Below are 14,544 nucleotides of genomic sequence, written 5' to 3' on the forward strand. Positions count from 1 at the left end.
CTGGCGTCAGTATGCATTAGGTCATGCAGACCGAACCGCTTCCCCAGAACCTCGCCTTCCTGTGCAGCTATTATCCGTCGATTGCCGCCGTGTGCCGGCGCCTGCAGATCAACCGCCAGCAGTTCAACAAGTATCTGAGCGGCCAGACCTGGCCGTCCCGCCGCAACATGCGCAAGATCTGCGATTTCTTCGGCGTGAGCGAAGGCGAGCTTTTGATGGACCAGCAGCGCTTTGCCGAGATCGTCGGCCTGCGCCGCCGCCCGCTCGGCGTCCATGCGCCATCGGACATGCTGGTGCATATGGAGCAGCTCTATCAGCGTTCCGGCGATCTCGGGCGCTATGTCGGCTACTATTTCCGCTATTTCTACTCGTTCGGCTATGCCGGCAAGATCATCAAATGCCTGGTCGTAATCTATGAAAAGGAAGGCCGCTATTTCTGGAAATGCATGGAAAGGCTCGTCCATTTCGGCAAATATGGCGTAAAGACCTCGAAATATTCGGCCGCCCTGCTGCTGCTCGGCGATCGCATATTCGCGCTCGAATCCGAAACCCTGCTCAAGACCAGCATCACCCAGGTGATCCTCTATCCGAGCTACCAGACGAGCGTCGCCTATCTGGTCGGCATCCAGACGGGCATGCCCCTTTTACGAGGGCGGAGACCCGCAGCCTCGGTCGTGCTTCTGGAATATCTCGGCCGCTCCGTCGACCAGCGCAAGGCGCTGCAGGCCTGCGGCCTATTCGATGAAACTGACCCCGTCATCGATGTCGGCATCCGCGCCATGATCACCAACCGCATCCCCACCGGGACGTTCGTGCTCGAGACGGAAGAGGTGTAGACGTTCCTCCCAACGCGACCCGCATCAGCGCGGGCCTGTCCAACCCGTTCAGCACGAGGTTGTCACCCATGTCTTAGGTACAGTCTGTTACCTATGTCTCCGGGCCGTACAGGTGAGAGGTGGTAGCGGGAGAGGGACTTGAACCCCCGACCCCAGGATTATGATTCCCGTGCTCTAACCAACTGAGCTACCCCGCCAGGGCGGCGAAAGGCCCGAAATCCGCCTTAAATCGCAAGGCATTTCGAGGCATTCGCCAAGGTCGCGCGGATATAAGGTTGGGAGGGTGAGCCTGTCAAGCTTCGAACCGCTCGGCAGGGGCGCTTATTCTCGCTGCCGAAAAGCTTTGCCGCGCCGATAATTGGTTGCAGCCGCCGGGGTTGAGTTCGAAGAGGCACGTCGCTATGTCTCGGCCACGAGTTTTTAGAGTTTGAGAACAGATGAAGCCGCGCATTGCAGTCCTCGGTTGCGGATACTGGGGCTCCAACCACATCCGCACCCTCAAGGCGCTCGGCGCGCTGCACGCGGTCTCCGACGCCAACCGTGCCCGCGCCGAAGGCTTTGCCAGCGAACAGGACTGCCTCGCGATCGAACCGGACCAGTTGTTCGTCCGCGATGACATCGACGCCATCGTCATGGCGCTGCCGCCGCAATTTCATGCCGAGATGGCGGTGTGCGCCACCGAAAGCGGCAAGGACGTGCTGGTGGAGAAGCCGATCGCGTTGACGGTTGCCGATGCCGAGCGCTCGGTGCAGGCGGCGAAGGACAAGGGCCGCGTCTTCATGGTCGGCCACGTCTTGCGCTTCCATCCCGCGTTCGAGACGCTGAAGGCGCTCATCGACAAGGGCGAGCTCGGCGAGGTCCGCTACATCCATTCGCACCGGCTCGGCCTCGGCAAATTCCACACCGAGAACGATGCGCTATGGGACCTGGCGCCGCATGACCTGTCGATGATCCTGGCCATCACCGGCACCGAACCGATCGAGGTGCGCGGCGAAGGGGCGGCGCTGCTCGACAATCTCAGCGACTTCGCGCATCTGCACATGCGCTTTCCCAACGGTTTGCGCAGCCATCTCTTCGCCTCGCGGCTGAACCCTTACCGCGAACGGCGGCTGACCGTGGTCGGCACCAAGGCGATGGCTGTCTTCGACGATGTCGAACCATGGGAGCGCAAGCTCGCCGTCTATCGCCACGCGGTCTGGCAGGACAGCGGCCAATGGGCGTTCACCACCAATGAGCCCTCCTATGTCGCGGTTGGCCAAGGCATGCCGCTGACGCGCGAACTCGAGCACTTCATCCATTGCATCGAAACGCGGGCCGAACCGCGCACCAGCGGCGAGGAGGCAATCCGGGTGCTGCGCATCCTGACCGCGGGTACGGTCACGCACACCAAATCCAATCCCTGAAGAAGATCGGGCCGCGTCGCGGCGGAGAGATCGTTGCCTACTCGGCGGGAACCTGCGCCGGTGACGCGGCAAGTCGGCTCAACATCGCCTCGGCCTCGGCGCCGCGCTCGGAGCGTTCGATGAAGCCGCCGCCGAACACGCGGGCCTCGTTGCCGTCGTCGGAATAGAGCACGCAAGCCTGTCCAGGCGCGATACCGGACTCGCCATCGGCCAATTCGACCGATGTGACGCCCGCCTCGTGACGCAGCATCGCCGGGCGTGGCGGCCTGGTCGAGCGGACCTTGGCGAACAGTTCCAGCCCGCCCGCGGGCATGTCGGCCAGCGCGCCGTCACCAAGCCAGTTCATGTTGCGCAGGTAGATCTTGTGCGTCTCCAGCGCCTCGCGCGGCCCGACCACGACACGGGCGCGCTCGGCGTCGAGATGGACGACATAGAGCGGCTCGCCGGAGGCCACGCCGATGCCGCGGCGCTGGCCGATGGTGTAGCGCAGAATGCCTTCATGGCGGCCGAGCACCCGGCCGTCGATATGGACGATGTCACCCGGATTGGCGGCCGTCGGCTTCAGCTTGGCAATGATGTCGGAATATTTGCCCTGGGGCACGAAGCAGATGTCCTGGCTGTCCTGCTTGGCGGCTACCGTCAGGCCCATCTCCTCGGCAATGGCGCGAACCTGCGGCTTCGGCAGGCCGCCGAGCGGAAAGCGCAGATAATCGATCTGCGCCTGCGTGGTGGCGAAGAGGAAATAGCTCTGGTCGCGATCGGCGTCGACCGGCCTATAGAGCGCGCGATGGGCGCCATTGGCGCCGGAGCGAATGTAGTGGCCCGTGGCCAGCGCGTCGGCGCCGAGATCCTTGGCGGTGGCCAGCAGATCAGCGAACTTCACCGTCTGGTTGCAGGAAACGCAAGGGATCGGCGTCTCGCCGGCGACATAGCTCTCAGCGAAGGGATCGATGACCGCCTTGCGGAAGCGCTCTTCGTAGTCGAGCACATAATGCGGAATGCCGAGCGTCTCGGAAACGCGGCGGGCGTCATCGATATCCTGCCCGGCACAGCAGGACCCGGCCCGGTGCGTCGCGGCGCCATGATCGTAAAGCTGCAAGGTGACGCCGACGACATCATAACCCTCGCGCTTCAAGAGACCCGCGACGACGGACGAATCGACGCCGCCCGACATGGCGACGACGATACGGGTGTTTTCGGGACGTCCGGGAAGATCGAGGCTGTTCATGGTTCTTTCGTTCTGCGCGGCGCTTGCATGCCAATGACGCGAATATAGGTCAAGCTTGGCGGCTGCGCCAGCTTGCGGGACCGATCGGCGGGCAACTGCCGGCCCGGTGACCGCGCAGATTTTTCGAGCGAATCCGGAACTTCCCGGCAGATATTTCAAATGTTTGCGAAAAGACTAACGCGGCGTTCATGATCATTACCTAGCTGTTAGGGTCTGCTTAGGCAATTTTTAAAGCTGTGGCGGTAACGTGGTGGGGATTGGGTCTTTGAGTTTTTTGTAGAGAGTACGATGACCGATCTGGTTAGACCGCGAGTCAAATATGTTATCGGGCCTGACGGCAGCCCTCTCACAATTGCCGATCTGCCGCCGACGAATACACGTCGCTGGGTTATCCGGCGCAAGGCGGAAGTGGTTGCAGCGGTGCGCGGCGGGCTTTTGAGCCTCGAGGAGGCATGCCAGCGCTACAAGCTGACCACCGAGGAGTTCCTGTCCTGGCAGGCCTCGATCGACGAATACGGCCTCGCCGGGCTGCGCACGACGCGCATCCAGCAATACCGGCACTGACGCTCAAGAATCTGCAAAAGGGCGCGAAGTTCGCGCCCTTTTGGTTTCTTGACAGCATTTGCGCGTTTCAGACCGTCAGCACCACCTTGCCGACCGGCTTGCTGGCGAGGAAAGCGTGCGCGGCGCCGGCCTGTTCTAGCGGGAAGGTCTTTGCCACATGCACGGTGAGCTTTCCCGCATCGACGAGCCTGCCAAGTTCCAGAAGGCCTTCACGGTCGGGAACAACGGACATGTGTTCGACGCGGATGTTTCGCGCCTTGGCATCCGCCCTGGTCTTGTCGCTGACGTCGAGCAGTGACACCAGCACGCCGCCGTCCCTGAGCACCTTCAACGATTGATGGGCGTGCTCGCCGCCCACCGTCTCGAGCACCAGGTCGATGTCCTTCGCCTTGTCGGTAAAATCATTCTTGGTGTAGTCGATGACCTCGTCGGCGCCGAGCTTGTGGACGAAATCCAATTTTTCCGTGCTGGCGGTGGCGGCAACCCAGGCGCCGCCCGCCTTGGCGACCTGCACCGCCAGATGGCCGACGCCGCCGGCCCCGGCGTGGACCAGCACGCGCTGGCCGGCTTTCATCGCGCCATGACGCACGAGGCCTTGCCAGGCGGTGAGGCCGGCCAGCGGCAATGCGCCTGCCTGGACGTAATCGGCGTGCGCGGGCTTGCGCGCGATTTCATCGGCGGGCACGGCAGCCAGTTCGGCATAGGCTGCCGCCTGCTTTGGGAAGCGCGGCATGCCGAACACCGCGTCACCTGGATTCAGGCCGCTGACACCGGGCCCCAGCGCCTCGACGGTTCCCGAAAGGTCCCAGCCGAGGATGAAGGGTGGTTCGCCGAGCAGCGGGTAATAGCCGGCGCGCACGGCGCCATCGACCGGATTGATCCCGGCCGCCTTGATGCGGACCAGCACTTCGCCGGCGTTGGGCGAGGGCGCCGGGCGCTCGGCGATGACAAGGACATCGGGTCCGCCGACGGAATTCTGGATAATGGCACGCATAAGATTTCTCCTGATTGACCGGTCCCACTATCATTTGGAGAGTAATGGTCTCTTGTCCAGTATATACCGTTTTGATATATAGGCACCGTATGGATAGTGATCTCGACTCCCCCTACGGCTTTGATGCGTTCCGGCGGACCTGTCCCTCGCACACGGTGCTGGAGACGCTGGCCAGCAAGTGGGTTTACCTGGTTGTTTGTGCGCTGCGCCAAGGCCGGCAGCGCAATGGCGAGCTTGCCCGCAAGCTCGAAGGCATTACGCCGAAGATGCTGACGCAGACGTTGCGCGTGCTCGAGCGCGACGGCCTGGTGCGGCGCGAGGTGTTCGCGGTGGTCCCGCCTCGGGTCGAATATGAATTGACCGAACTTGGCCAGAATCTGGCGGGATTGCTCAACCAGATCAGATCCTGGTCGGAACAACACGTTCCCGACATCAAGGAGGCCCGGGCGCGAGCTGCGGCCGTGAATGAAGGGGAGTGGGCCGTTTAGCGCTCGCCCAATGCGTTGCGCGCCCGCTTGGACGTGCTCAAAGACGCGGATATCGGGCGGTTCAGCCGATCATCGCGCTACGACCGCCAGTTTCGGCCTCGCGAATCTTGGTGTCGCGCGATTCGAGCATTTCCGCCTTGGAAAGCTCCGCTTCAGCTTCGCCGAGTAATGATTCGGCGGCGCTTCGCTGCTGGGCGAGGTCGCCTTGCGAATTTCTGAGGTTGTCGCGGCGCAAACGGGCCGCCTTGGCGAAGGTCGGATAGGCGAAATGATTGATGTCGGTGATACCGGCCTTCTTTTCCTCGGCGCTGATCTGAAGCTCCAGCTCGGCGGCCATGCGTTCGAATTCGGCGATCATCATGTCGAGCTGCAGCAGCTGCCGCCGCTTCTCATTCACCTGAAACTGTTTCAGCCGAACGAGGTTTTCACGTGACTTCATGATTCGGTACTCCCGGAAACGCACACCTGCACATATCGTCCAAACCACTTGGAAAGGCCCAAGCGCTGCCCGTGTCCACCGGCTTTCCCCGCACTATGGGAAACAAAACCCTAAAGTTTTTTGCCGACGGTAACCATTCGTTTACGGGCATTGTTAATCATACGGGTCAGGACTTAAGGCCGGGTAAAAATCCGGCTGGCGACGTGGAAGCGATGTCGATGAGTCCCTGGAGTCACTTAGTCCAGGTTTTTAATGTGTTGCATTAGCGGTTTGGTCCTGTGATTCGGTATTAAATTCAAGAGGGTGTAGAAAGTGGTTAAAAAATCTGGTACCGTCATCGACGCGGAATTAGGTTTTGTTAACCATTCCATGGCAGCCTCTGCACCAGGCAATCACTGCTCCGGTCCCGGATGGGTCGCAAGATGGTCCGGCAGCAGAAAAGGGGAATGAAATGCGTGTTCTGCTGATAGAAGATGACAGTGCAACCGCACAAAGCATCGAGCTGATGCTGAAATCGGAAAGCTTTAATGTCTATACGACCGACCTCGGCGAAGAGGGTGTCGATCTGGGCAAGCTCTACGACTATGATATCATCCTTCTCGACCTCAACCTGCCCGATATGTCCGGCTATGAGGTCTTGAGAACGCTTCGTCTTTCCAAGGTGAAGACGCCGATCCTCATCCTTTCCGGCATGGCCGGCATCGAGGACAAGGTGCGCGGCCTCGGCTTCGGCGCAGACGATTACATGACCAAGCCGTTCCACAAGGACGAGCTGGTGGCGCGCATCCACGCCATCGTGCGCCGTTCGAAGGGACATGCCCAATCGGTCATCACCACCGGCGACCTGGTGGTCAATCTCGATGCCAAGACCGTCGAAGTCGGCGGCCAGCGCGTGCACCTTACCGGCAAGGAATACCAGATGCTGGAGCTGCTCTCGCTGCGCAAGGGCACCACGCTCACCAAGGAAATGTTCCTCAACCACCTCTATGGCGGCATGGACGAGCCGGAACTGAAGATCATCGACGTCTTCATCTGCAAGCTGCGCAAGAAGCTCGATGCGGCGTCCGGCGGCCAGAATTACATCGAGACGGTCTGGGGCCGCGGCTATGTGCTGCGCGAACCGGAAGACATCCGCGTCAGCGCCTGAGCGACGGCCGCCCGATCGAAATTCCAAACAAAAAACCCGGCGTCAGCCGGGTTTTTTGCGTCATAGACCGGTGGTAACCGCGGTCCGATGGATCAGGCAGCGATCTTCAGGGTGCGAAAACGCTCGAGTAGCTGCGGGCGGTTGAACGGCTTCAACAGATAGCCTTGGGCGCCGGCGCGTTTGGCTCGCATGATCGAGGCGATGTCCAGTTCGACCAGCGAGATCAGGATCTGCGGCTTGGTCGGGCTTTCCATGGCGCGCACGCGCCGGATCAGGTCGACCGCCTGTACATCCGGCAGTGCACCGTCGACGACGATGATATCAGGCATATCGGCGGCGCACATCTCCAGCGCATCAAGCCCGCTGGCGGCTTCGATGACCATCATGTCGGAACCGCCCAGGATGCGCTTCGCAACTTTCCTGATGACGCTAGAATCGTCGACGAACATGCAGCGTTTCATTTCCGGGTCCTCTTTGCCTTGTGGCAATCCGGTCGCGTCGGGGTATCTGCGGCACAGCATAGGCCGATCTGGTAAAGAAGCCGAAAAGCCATTAGGTAAAATTTTTGCAAAGATGCCAGTTTGCAAGGTTTTTCTTGCAGATGCTTTGACCCGCGCTGTCAGACGAAGTTCATCTTTCGTCCGCAGGTCCATTCAACCAATATTACAGCGCTGAAATACTTTGCTGCTGGTCTGCGCGGATCTCAGGCCGCCGAAAGCACGATCTCTTCCGCGGTCGCATGGATCGATATCGTCATGTTGGCCTCCCGCGCCAGAAGCAGCGTATAGTAAGGCTGCACCGAATGCGCGTCGATCGGTTCCTCCGGCTTGTGGCCGGAATGCAGTTCGAGGAATTTCGGCGGCACCCGCAACATGGGGCCACTCGCCGAAAGCGCGAAGCGAGGCTCGGTCTCGAGATTCTCCAGCGTCACCGAAAGCTTGCCGCCACGTGGAATGGCAGCGTTGGCGACCAGGATCAGGTTGAGCAGCAGCTTGACCTTGTTCTTGGGCAACAGTGCACGGCTTCCATTCCAGGTGAGTTCCGGCTTCTCGTTCTTGAGGAAGGCGATAGCGACGGCTTCGGCATCGCCGGTGTCGATCTGCATGCCGGCGGAACCCGCCGCGCCGAAGGCGATGCGGGCGAACTGCAGGCGCGCCGAGGCGTTGCGGGCGCTCTGGCGGATCAGCTTCATGGCGTCCTCGTCGGCGCCGCCTTCATCGAGCAGTTCAAGCCCGTTGTTGATCGCGCCGACAGGCGAGATGATGTCGTGGCAGACCCGGCTGCACAAAAGTGCCGCCAGATCGGGTGCGGAGAGGGTGAAAAGATCGGACATCGGCGAAAATCCCTGCAAAATCCCATAAATCATGGCCGCGCGATCGATCGTCGCCTGCCCATACGAATCACGCTCTCTTCCCAGGCTTTCTGAATACACAGCGCCCGTGCGTGCAGCAACAAACCCAAAATCGCCGTTGGGGCCTGTGGCGCGTTCACGCAGGCTGCTTGCCTGTATGAACGACCCCAACAGCCTTCGAACCGCCATCTTCATGTGCGAGTTTAATGGTTGAAAAAGGATTACGGCATAGTTTGCCCCTAACAGCCATCCTTAACGGCCGCCTAAAGAGCCGTACGGGTGCGAGGCGTCGGCGAAAGTGCTCCCTGACGGAGATTGGAAGCATGTTTTCCCGATTCTACGGCCGGAGTTTTCTCCGTGTCCTCTCAATGGCGATCACGCTCCTGGGCGTTCTCGTCTTCTCGACATCGGCCCTGCGGGCCCAGGAGTACACCGCTCAGGAGATCGTCGATTCCGGTCACAAGTTCTTCGGCGCGACATCGGGCGGCCTTGCCACAGTCGTGGAGAAGATTTTTGCTTCCTATGGCTTGCCCAATGGCTATCTGCTTGGCGAGGAGGGATCCGGCGCGCTGATCGGCGGCCTGACCTATGGCGAAGGCACGCTCTACACCAAGAATGCCGGCGACCATAAAGTGTTCTGGCAAGGCCCGTCGCTCGGCTGGGATTTCGGCGGCGAGGGATCGCGGGTGATGATGCTCGTCTATAATCTCGATGACGTCGGCAATCTCTACAACCGTTATGGCGGCGTCGCCGGCTCGGCCTATGTGGTGGCGGGCGTCGGATTCAATGTGCTGAAGAACAACAATGTGCTGCTGGTGCCGATCCGCACCGGCGTCGGCGCCCGGCTCGGCGTCAATCTCGGCTACCTGAAGCTTACCGAACGGGCGACGTGGAATCCGTTCTGACCCGAGGTCACGACCGGAATGTGTATACGCTTTCGATGAGAATCCAGATCCGATGACCCATATGCGCCGCGGCGAGCCCTTGCCGCAGCGCCTGATTTCCGTCATGCCAACAGAGTAACGGTCAAAAGTCGCGACGGCTTTTGATCCTCGTATTGTTGCATGTCGGCGCGCGATAACGGATAGTCACTTGGTTCAGTCGGTCCTGTTCTTTGCTCTCGGCTTTCTCTGCGCCGGCTTTCTGGCGCTGATGGTGGCTCCGGCCATCTGGCGGCGGGCGGTCGCTCTGACGCGCAAACGCATCGAAGCCTCGATCCCGCTGACGCAAGCCGAAATTGGGGCCGACAAGGACCGGATCCGGGCGGAGTTCGCCATGGCGACGCGCCGCCTCGAGATGAACGTCAAGGCGCTGCGCGAGAAGTCGACCGAGCAGCTCATCGAGATCAATCGCGGCCGCGAGGCCCTGAAGGGGCTGGCGATGGAGCGCATGGACAAGAACCAGGTGCTCGATGAACTGGCTGCCAAGAACGCGGCGCTGCACCAGCGCGAGGATGAACTGCACCGGTTGTCCGAGCGGCTCAAGGAGACCGAACGCAAACTGGAGAAACGCGCGCTTGAGCTTGAGAAGCTGGAACGCATGTATGACGACGCCAGCTTCTCCTCCAGCAGCCGCCAGATCGAACTTGTGGCGCGCGAATCCGAGTTGCAGAAGCTCGCCAGCGATATCGCGCTGCTGCGCGGCCAGCGCAAGGAGGCGGACAGGCGCAACCAGGAGATCGCGGCCGAAAGCAAGGCCGCGCGTGAGGCGCTGAAGGCCGAGAGGAAAAAAACCGCCGAACTGGACAAGAAAGTCGAACGGTTGCTCGCCGCGCTTGCCGACCGAGAGGAGAAGCTCGAACGGCGCGAGAAAGATCTGGCGCGGCAGCGCGAAAAAGCGAAGGCCGGGGACGGCGCCTCGGCCTTGCGGTTGATCGGCGGGCAGGTACAGGCGGACAGGCGCGACGACGTCGAAACGGCGATCGCCAGGCTCGACGCCGACCGTGAGCGGCTGGAGGCCAGACTGACGGCACTGGCACGCGAGAACAAGCGGCTGAAGGCGGATCTGTCCGCCGCCGAGGCCGCCGGCCCGCAGGGCGATACACGCCACGCAAGTTCCATGTTGCGCGAACAGATGAATGACCTGGCGGCGGAAGTCGTCAACTTGACAGCCAAGCTCGAAGGGCCGGGGTCGCCGATCGCCAAGGCGCTGGAGGCGCAGCAGGATGCGCGTCCGAACAGCGGCGGCCGCAGCCTTGCCGACCGCGTGCGGGCGTTGCAGAAGGCGGCTGCGGCAGATTGAAGTCAGGCACCGCCGGCGCAGAAATGATGCAGGGCGATGGCGGATGCCGCCGCGACGTTCAGGCTGTCGAAGCCTTCCGACATGTTGATCCGAACAGTATTGAGACGGGCGAGCAAGCTTTCGGGCAGGCCTTGGCCCTCAGTCCCGAGGTAGAGTGCCAGGCGTTCGGCCGGTTTTGCATCGCGTATGTCTGATGTCCCGCGCGGCGACAGCGCAAATTGGGTAAAGCCACGCCGGTCGAGCGTCGCGGCGAACCGCGCGGTGTCGCTGAACGAGGCGAACGGGACCTTCAAGGCCGCGCCGACCGAAACGCGGATCGCCTTGCGATAGAGCGGATCGCAGCAGGTCGCATCCAAAAGGATCGCGTTGGCGCCGAACGCGGCGGCGTTGCGGAAAATCGAGCCCATGTTGTCATGGTTGGCGATGCCCACGAGCACCACGATCAATGCTCGGGCAGGCAAGCCGTCCAGCAGGGCCTCGGCCAGCTGGGGCGTCTCCTTGCGACCAATGGCAAGAATGCCGCGATGCATGTGAAACCCGGCAATGGCATCCATCACAGCCCCGGCGGCGACATAGACCGGCAGGTCAGGAGATGCCTTGTGCAGGATTTCTTCGAGGCCGGCCAAGCGGTTCTCCAGAACCAGCGCCGATTCGGCACGGAAGCGAGCGGCCGACAGTAGCATGTCGAGCACGACCTTGCCCTCGGCAATGAAGCGGCCCTGTCGGCCGGCGAGGTCACGCTCGCGGATGTCGAGATAGGCGGCGACGCGCGGATCCCGCGGATCGTCGATGTGGACAAGGATCATCTGAGCCTCGGCTGACAATCGGAATCGGTTGCCAAGAACACGATGCACGGAGGCAGTGTCAAAGTGTATTTTGCGCGCCCAGGATGGACGCACATTGCCGAAGGCCGCTGGTGGCGTAAACGTTTACGCGACCAGCCGTTCAAGTTCCGGCGCGGCGCAGCCTTTGTGCCATCTGGGACAGATCATCCTTGCCGCTGCCGAAAATGCCGTCGAGCGTGGCAAGCAGTTCGCGCACGGCGTCGGATTTGCAGGAATAGTAGATCATCTGGCGGTCGCGGCGGGTGTCCACAAGGTCCAGCGCCCGCAACTTTGCCAAATGCTGCGACAGGGCGGACTGGCTGAGCATCACCTTCTCGGCGATGGCTCCGACCGACATTTCACCGTCGATCAGATAACTCATGATCAAAAGCCGTTTTTCATTGCCCATCAGCATCAGAAATTCGGCCGCCGATCCGGCGTTGGCGATTAGCTTTGTCGAGATCATCGATCCCCCATGCTCTTTGCTCATCGAGGCACCATGGGGGCAATGGTGCCTGAATCCATAAACTCAGTTGTGAATGGTCGCCAACGAGTCAGCGCCACAGCCAAAGGGTAGAACATTTCATTCAAATCTCAAGCGTTGCTTTTGATCAAACGTAATTTAAGTGCGGTTATTTGGCGACGTTGCCGCCCGGCTGCTCTTGGCCATGTCGACCAAGACGTGCCTCAACTCATGCGCTGTGACCAAGGGCTGCGGAAAGAAGACCCTGCCGGCATCGTCGCCAGAGGCCAGATCCATGCCGTCGGCATCGAATCCGGCGATGACCCAGCCGTCGCCGGATGCCCGGGCAAAATGATGCGCGTAGAGGGCGACGGCGTCGAGATGGTCCGCATTCATGTGGTCGATCGCGGATTGCTCGCTGGCTGCCAGTTCCTCGACGATCGGCCCGTCGGTGATGAGATCGGTGCGATCAAGCAGGTAGGCCTTGCCGAAGCCGCCGTTCAGGCTGGCGCGCTGCGGTTCGAGACGAAAGATCGAAAAGTCGCCGAGGCCGGCATAGAGGCTGGCCTTCGGATTGTGGTTGAGATAGCGGCGTTCGGCGCGTGCATGCGCGTCCGATCCGCGCTCGATCCGCGCTGCCCGGCAGATCAGCGTCAACCGGGGATGCGCGAGCGGGTCGCCCTTGCCCGGCTCGCCGAGCAGCAGCGAACAGCGCGGGTCCGCAAGTATGGCGGGCGTATGGGCCGAAAGCTGCGACACCAGGATCAGCGGCGTGCCGTCGATGTCGGTGGCGACGCCGACCCGACTCGCCAGCGGCGAACCCGTTTGCGGCTCCAACACCGCCAAGGCGCCGAAGCGGGCGCGGCGCATGAGTGTCTTGGCCCGCCGGATCGCCTCGGCGTCGGTCTCGCGGATCACGTCCTTCGTTCGATCGGCCAAAATGCTCGCCCTGCTAAGTTGATTTGGCTATTCCACTTATCAGACGATGGCGCCAGGCTGGCAAGTGCTACTTCGGAGCCATGCGAATGGCGCCATCGAGACGAATGGTCTCGCCGTTGAGCATCTGGTTCTCGATGATGTGCAAGGCAAGGGCCGCATATTCCGACGGCTCGCCGAGGCGCGAGGGGAAGGGCACCGCGGCGCCCAGCGAATCCTGCACCTCCTGCGGCATGCCGGCCATCATCGGCGTCCTGAATATGCCGGGTGCGATGGTGCAGACCCGGATGCCGGAACGGGCAAGATCGCGCGCCACCGGCAGCGTCATGCCGACGACCCCGCCCTTTGATGCCGAATACGCGGCCTGGCCGATCTGGCCGTCATAGGCGGCGACGGATGCGGTGTTGACGACGACGCCGCGCTCGCCGCCCTGCAGCGGGTCGAGCTTTGCGGCGCGGTCGGCGACGAGGCGGATCATGTTGAAAGTGCCGATCAGATTGACTTCGATCACCTTGCGGTACTGATCGAGCGGATGGGGACCATCCTTGCCGATCGTCTTCACGCCGATGGCAATGCCGGCGCAATTGACCAGGATGCGCGGTTCGCCCAGCTTGGCCGCGACCTCGGCAAGCGCGGCAACACCGCTGTCGGCGCTGCCGACATCGCATTGGACGGCGATGCCGCCGATCTCGGCCGCCACCTTGGCCGCCCGATCGACGCCGACATCCAAGATGGCGACGCGGGCGCCCCTGGCGGCCAGCGCGCGCGCCGTCGCCTCGCCAAGGCCGGAGCCGCCGCCGGTAACAACCGCGACCTCACCGTTTGGATTCATGGCGTCATCCTTTCACATGAGAGTCAGGCGTGGATCAGGCGCGCAATCGGCGCGAATGGTCAAGCCATCGCGGCAAAGTGCTCGGCGACCCTGGCCTGGTCGGCATGGCAGACCTCGCCCGTGAGCCTTGCAACCGCGCCCGGCATGATCTCGTGCGACAGCAGCCTGTCGAGATCGACGGGGCGTGGCATCGATATCTGGCCGCGCGGGATACGCTTGAAGCCGAGCGGTCCATAATAGGGCTCGTCGCCGACCAGCATGACGGCGGGCGCTCGGGCCTTGGCGGCCGCTTCCAGCGCGATCGCCACCAGCCGGCGGCCGATGCCGAGATTCTTGAAGGCCGGCCGCACCGCGAGCGGCCCGAGCATCAGCGCACGTCCGGCGCCTGCGGCGATGCGGGTCATGCGAACTGATGCGACCACGAGATCGCCGTCCATGGCGACGAAGGACAGCGCGCGTTCATGCCCGCCGGCCTCGCGGATCTTGTAGGCGGCCAGCACAAAACGGCCGGGCCCGAAGGCTTCGTCATTGATGGCTTCGATCTGAGGGTCATGCGCCGGAGTTTCCGGCAGGTATTCTACGTCGGCAAGGCTCATGGTCTTTGCGTTCCGGTACAGGAGGAAAGGTTTGCTGCAAACGGCAGCATTCGCCAATCAGCGCTTTATCAAGCGTGGGCGCCCTTTCATCGTCGGTCGAACCGGATCAAAGCAAAATCGAACATGCGGAGTGTCCGCTAGCATCAATTTCCCGCCGCTGCAATCGGCGGTTTTGCAGGTAGAGAGAGCAACGGGCGCCGCG

17 protein-coding genes and 1 tRNA gene are annotated in these 14,544 nt (G+C 62.0%); 7 read left to right on the plus strand and 11 right to left on the minus strand.

Translation table 11 applies throughout. The features are described from left to right. Positions 1–23: 23 nt before the first annotated feature. Positions 24–836: a helix-turn-helix transcriptional regulator gene (locus tag FJ942_RS05550; RefSeq protein WP_140556161.1), complete on the plus strand. Its 813-nt coding sequence runs from the start codon at positions 24–26 to the stop codon at positions 834–836. 120 nt (positions 837–956) lie between these two features. Here FJ942_RS05550 and FJ942_RS05555 read toward each other — a convergent pair. Continuing rightward, positions 957–1,033 (minus strand) — tRNA-Met (locus FJ942_RS05555). 240 nt (positions 1,034–1,273) lie between these two features. Here FJ942_RS05555 and FJ942_RS05560 point away from each other — a divergent pair. Next, positions 1,274–2,239 (plus strand): Gfo/Idh/MocA family oxidoreductase, encoded by a 966-nt coding sequence (locus FJ942_RS05560; RefSeq protein ID WP_140518052.1) that lies wholly within the window; start codon positions 1,274–1,276, stop codon positions 2,237–2,239. A gap of 37 nt (positions 2,240–2,276) precedes the next feature. On the opposite strand, the gene mnmA is transcribed toward FJ942_RS05560, so the two are convergent. Next, positions 2,277–3,467: a tRNA 2-thiouridine(34) synthase MnmA gene (gene mnmA, locus FJ942_RS05565; RefSeq protein ID WP_140496104.1), complete on the minus strand. Its 1,191-nt coding sequence runs from the start codon at positions 3,465–3,467 to the stop codon at positions 2,277–2,279. A gap of 288 nt (positions 3,468–3,755) precedes the next feature. Here mnmA and FJ942_RS05570 point away from each other — a divergent pair, with 288 nt between their 5' ends. After that, on the plus strand, positions 3,756–4,031 hold the full coding sequence (locus FJ942_RS05570; RefSeq protein WP_006203587.1) for a DUF1153 domain-containing protein: 276 nt from the start codon (positions 3,756–3,758) through the stop codon (positions 4,029–4,031). A 67-nt stretch (positions 4,032–4,098) separates the two neighbouring features. On the opposite strand, the gene FJ942_RS05575 is transcribed toward FJ942_RS05570, so the two are convergent. Continuing rightward, complete coding sequence (locus FJ942_RS05575; protein ID WP_140897326.1) at positions 4,099–5,025, minus strand: NADP-dependent oxidoreductase; 927 nt, start codon at positions 5,023–5,025, stop codon at positions 4,099–4,101. Between the two features lie 89 nt (positions 5,026–5,114). Between FJ942_RS05575 and FJ942_RS05580 the strand changes: the two genes are divergently transcribed. Continuing rightward, positions 5,115–5,513 carry a helix-turn-helix domain-containing protein gene (locus tag FJ942_RS05580; protein ID WP_140518299.1) on the plus strand — a complete coding sequence of 133 codons (399 nt, stop codon included), beginning with the start codon at positions 5,115–5,117 and terminating at the stop codon, positions 5,511–5,513. Positions 5,514–5,574: 61 nt separating this feature from the next. Here FJ942_RS05580 and FJ942_RS05585 read toward each other — a convergent pair whose 3' ends face one another. Continuing rightward, on the minus strand, positions 5,575–5,952 hold the full coding sequence (locus FJ942_RS05585) for a flagellar export protein FliJ (RefSeq protein WP_140496101.1): 378 nt from the start codon (positions 5,950–5,952) through the stop codon (positions 5,575–5,577). A 451-nt stretch (positions 5,953–6,403) separates the two neighbouring features. On the opposite strand from FJ942_RS05585, the gene ctrA reads away from it, so the two are divergent. Further along, a complete protein-coding gene (gene ctrA / locus FJ942_RS05590) occupies positions 6,404–7,099 on the plus strand; it encodes a cell cycle two-component system response regulator CtrA (protein WP_006203583.1) in 696 nt (231 codons plus the stop codon). A gap of 92 nt (positions 7,100–7,191) precedes the next feature. On the opposite strand, the gene FJ942_RS05595 is transcribed toward ctrA, so the two are convergent. Both FJ942_RS05595 and FJ942_RS05600 read right to left on the minus strand, forming a co-directional pair. After that, a complete protein-coding gene (locus FJ942_RS05595) occupies positions 7,192–7,560 on the minus strand; it encodes a response regulator (protein WP_140496100.1) in 369 nt (122 codons plus the stop codon). 242 nt (positions 7,561–7,802) lie between these two features. After that, positions 7,803–8,432: a histidine phosphotransferase family protein gene (locus FJ942_RS05600; protein ID WP_140496099.1), complete on the minus strand. Its 630-nt coding sequence runs from the start codon at positions 8,430–8,432 to the stop codon at positions 7,803–7,805. A gap of 386 nt (positions 8,433–8,818) precedes the next feature. Between FJ942_RS05600 and FJ942_RS05605 the strand changes: the two genes are divergently transcribed. Together FJ942_RS05605 and FJ942_RS05610 are read left to right on the plus strand one after the other, a co-directional pair. Continuing rightward, positions 8,819–9,355, plus strand: a complete 537-nt coding sequence (locus FJ942_RS05605; RefSeq protein ID WP_224704666.1) for an EipA family protein — start codon at positions 8,819–8,821, stop codon at positions 9,353–9,355. Positions 9,356–9,542: 187 nt separating this feature from the next. After that, positions 9,543–10,691, plus strand: coding sequence for a hypothetical protein (locus FJ942_RS05610; protein WP_140897327.1), 1,149 nt, complete (start codon positions 9,543–9,545; stop codon positions 10,689–10,691). A gap of 2 nt (positions 10,692–10,693) precedes the next feature. On the opposite strand, the gene FJ942_RS05615 is transcribed toward FJ942_RS05610, so the two are convergent. The 5 genes from FJ942_RS05615 to FJ942_RS05635 form a co-directional block, all read right to left on the minus strand. Then, entirely contained in the window at positions 10,694–11,497 is an 804-nt protein-coding gene (locus tag FJ942_RS05615) for an RNA methyltransferase (protein WP_140524945.1), read from the minus strand. Between the two features lie 139 nt (positions 11,498–11,636). Further along, positions 11,637–11,981, minus strand: coding sequence for a metalloregulator ArsR/SmtB family transcription factor (locus FJ942_RS05620; protein ID WP_140496438.1), 345 nt, complete (start codon positions 11,979–11,981; stop codon positions 11,637–11,639). Between the two features lie 156 nt (positions 11,982–12,137). Next, complete coding sequence (locus FJ942_RS05625) at positions 12,138–12,917, minus strand: HugZ family protein (RefSeq protein ID WP_140897328.1); 780 nt, start codon at positions 12,915–12,917, stop codon at positions 12,138–12,140. Positions 12,918–12,984: 67 nt separating this feature from the next. Further along, positions 12,985–13,746 carry a 3-hydroxyacyl-CoA dehydrogenase gene (locus FJ942_RS05630; protein ID WP_140564028.1) on the minus strand — a complete coding sequence of 254 codons (762 nt, stop codon included), beginning with the start codon at positions 13,744–13,746 and terminating at the stop codon, positions 12,985–12,987. A gap of 59 nt (positions 13,747–13,805) precedes the next feature. Continuing rightward, a complete protein-coding gene (locus tag FJ942_RS05635; RefSeq protein WP_140496094.1) occupies positions 13,806–14,342 on the minus strand; it encodes an N-acetyltransferase in 537 nt (178 codons plus the stop codon). Positions 14,343–14,544 lie beyond the last annotated feature (202 nt).

Source organism: Mesorhizobium sp. B2-4-2, from assembly GCF_006442845.1.
Lineage (GTDB): Bacteria > Pseudomonadota > Alphaproteobacteria > Rhizobiales > Rhizobiaceae > Mesorhizobium.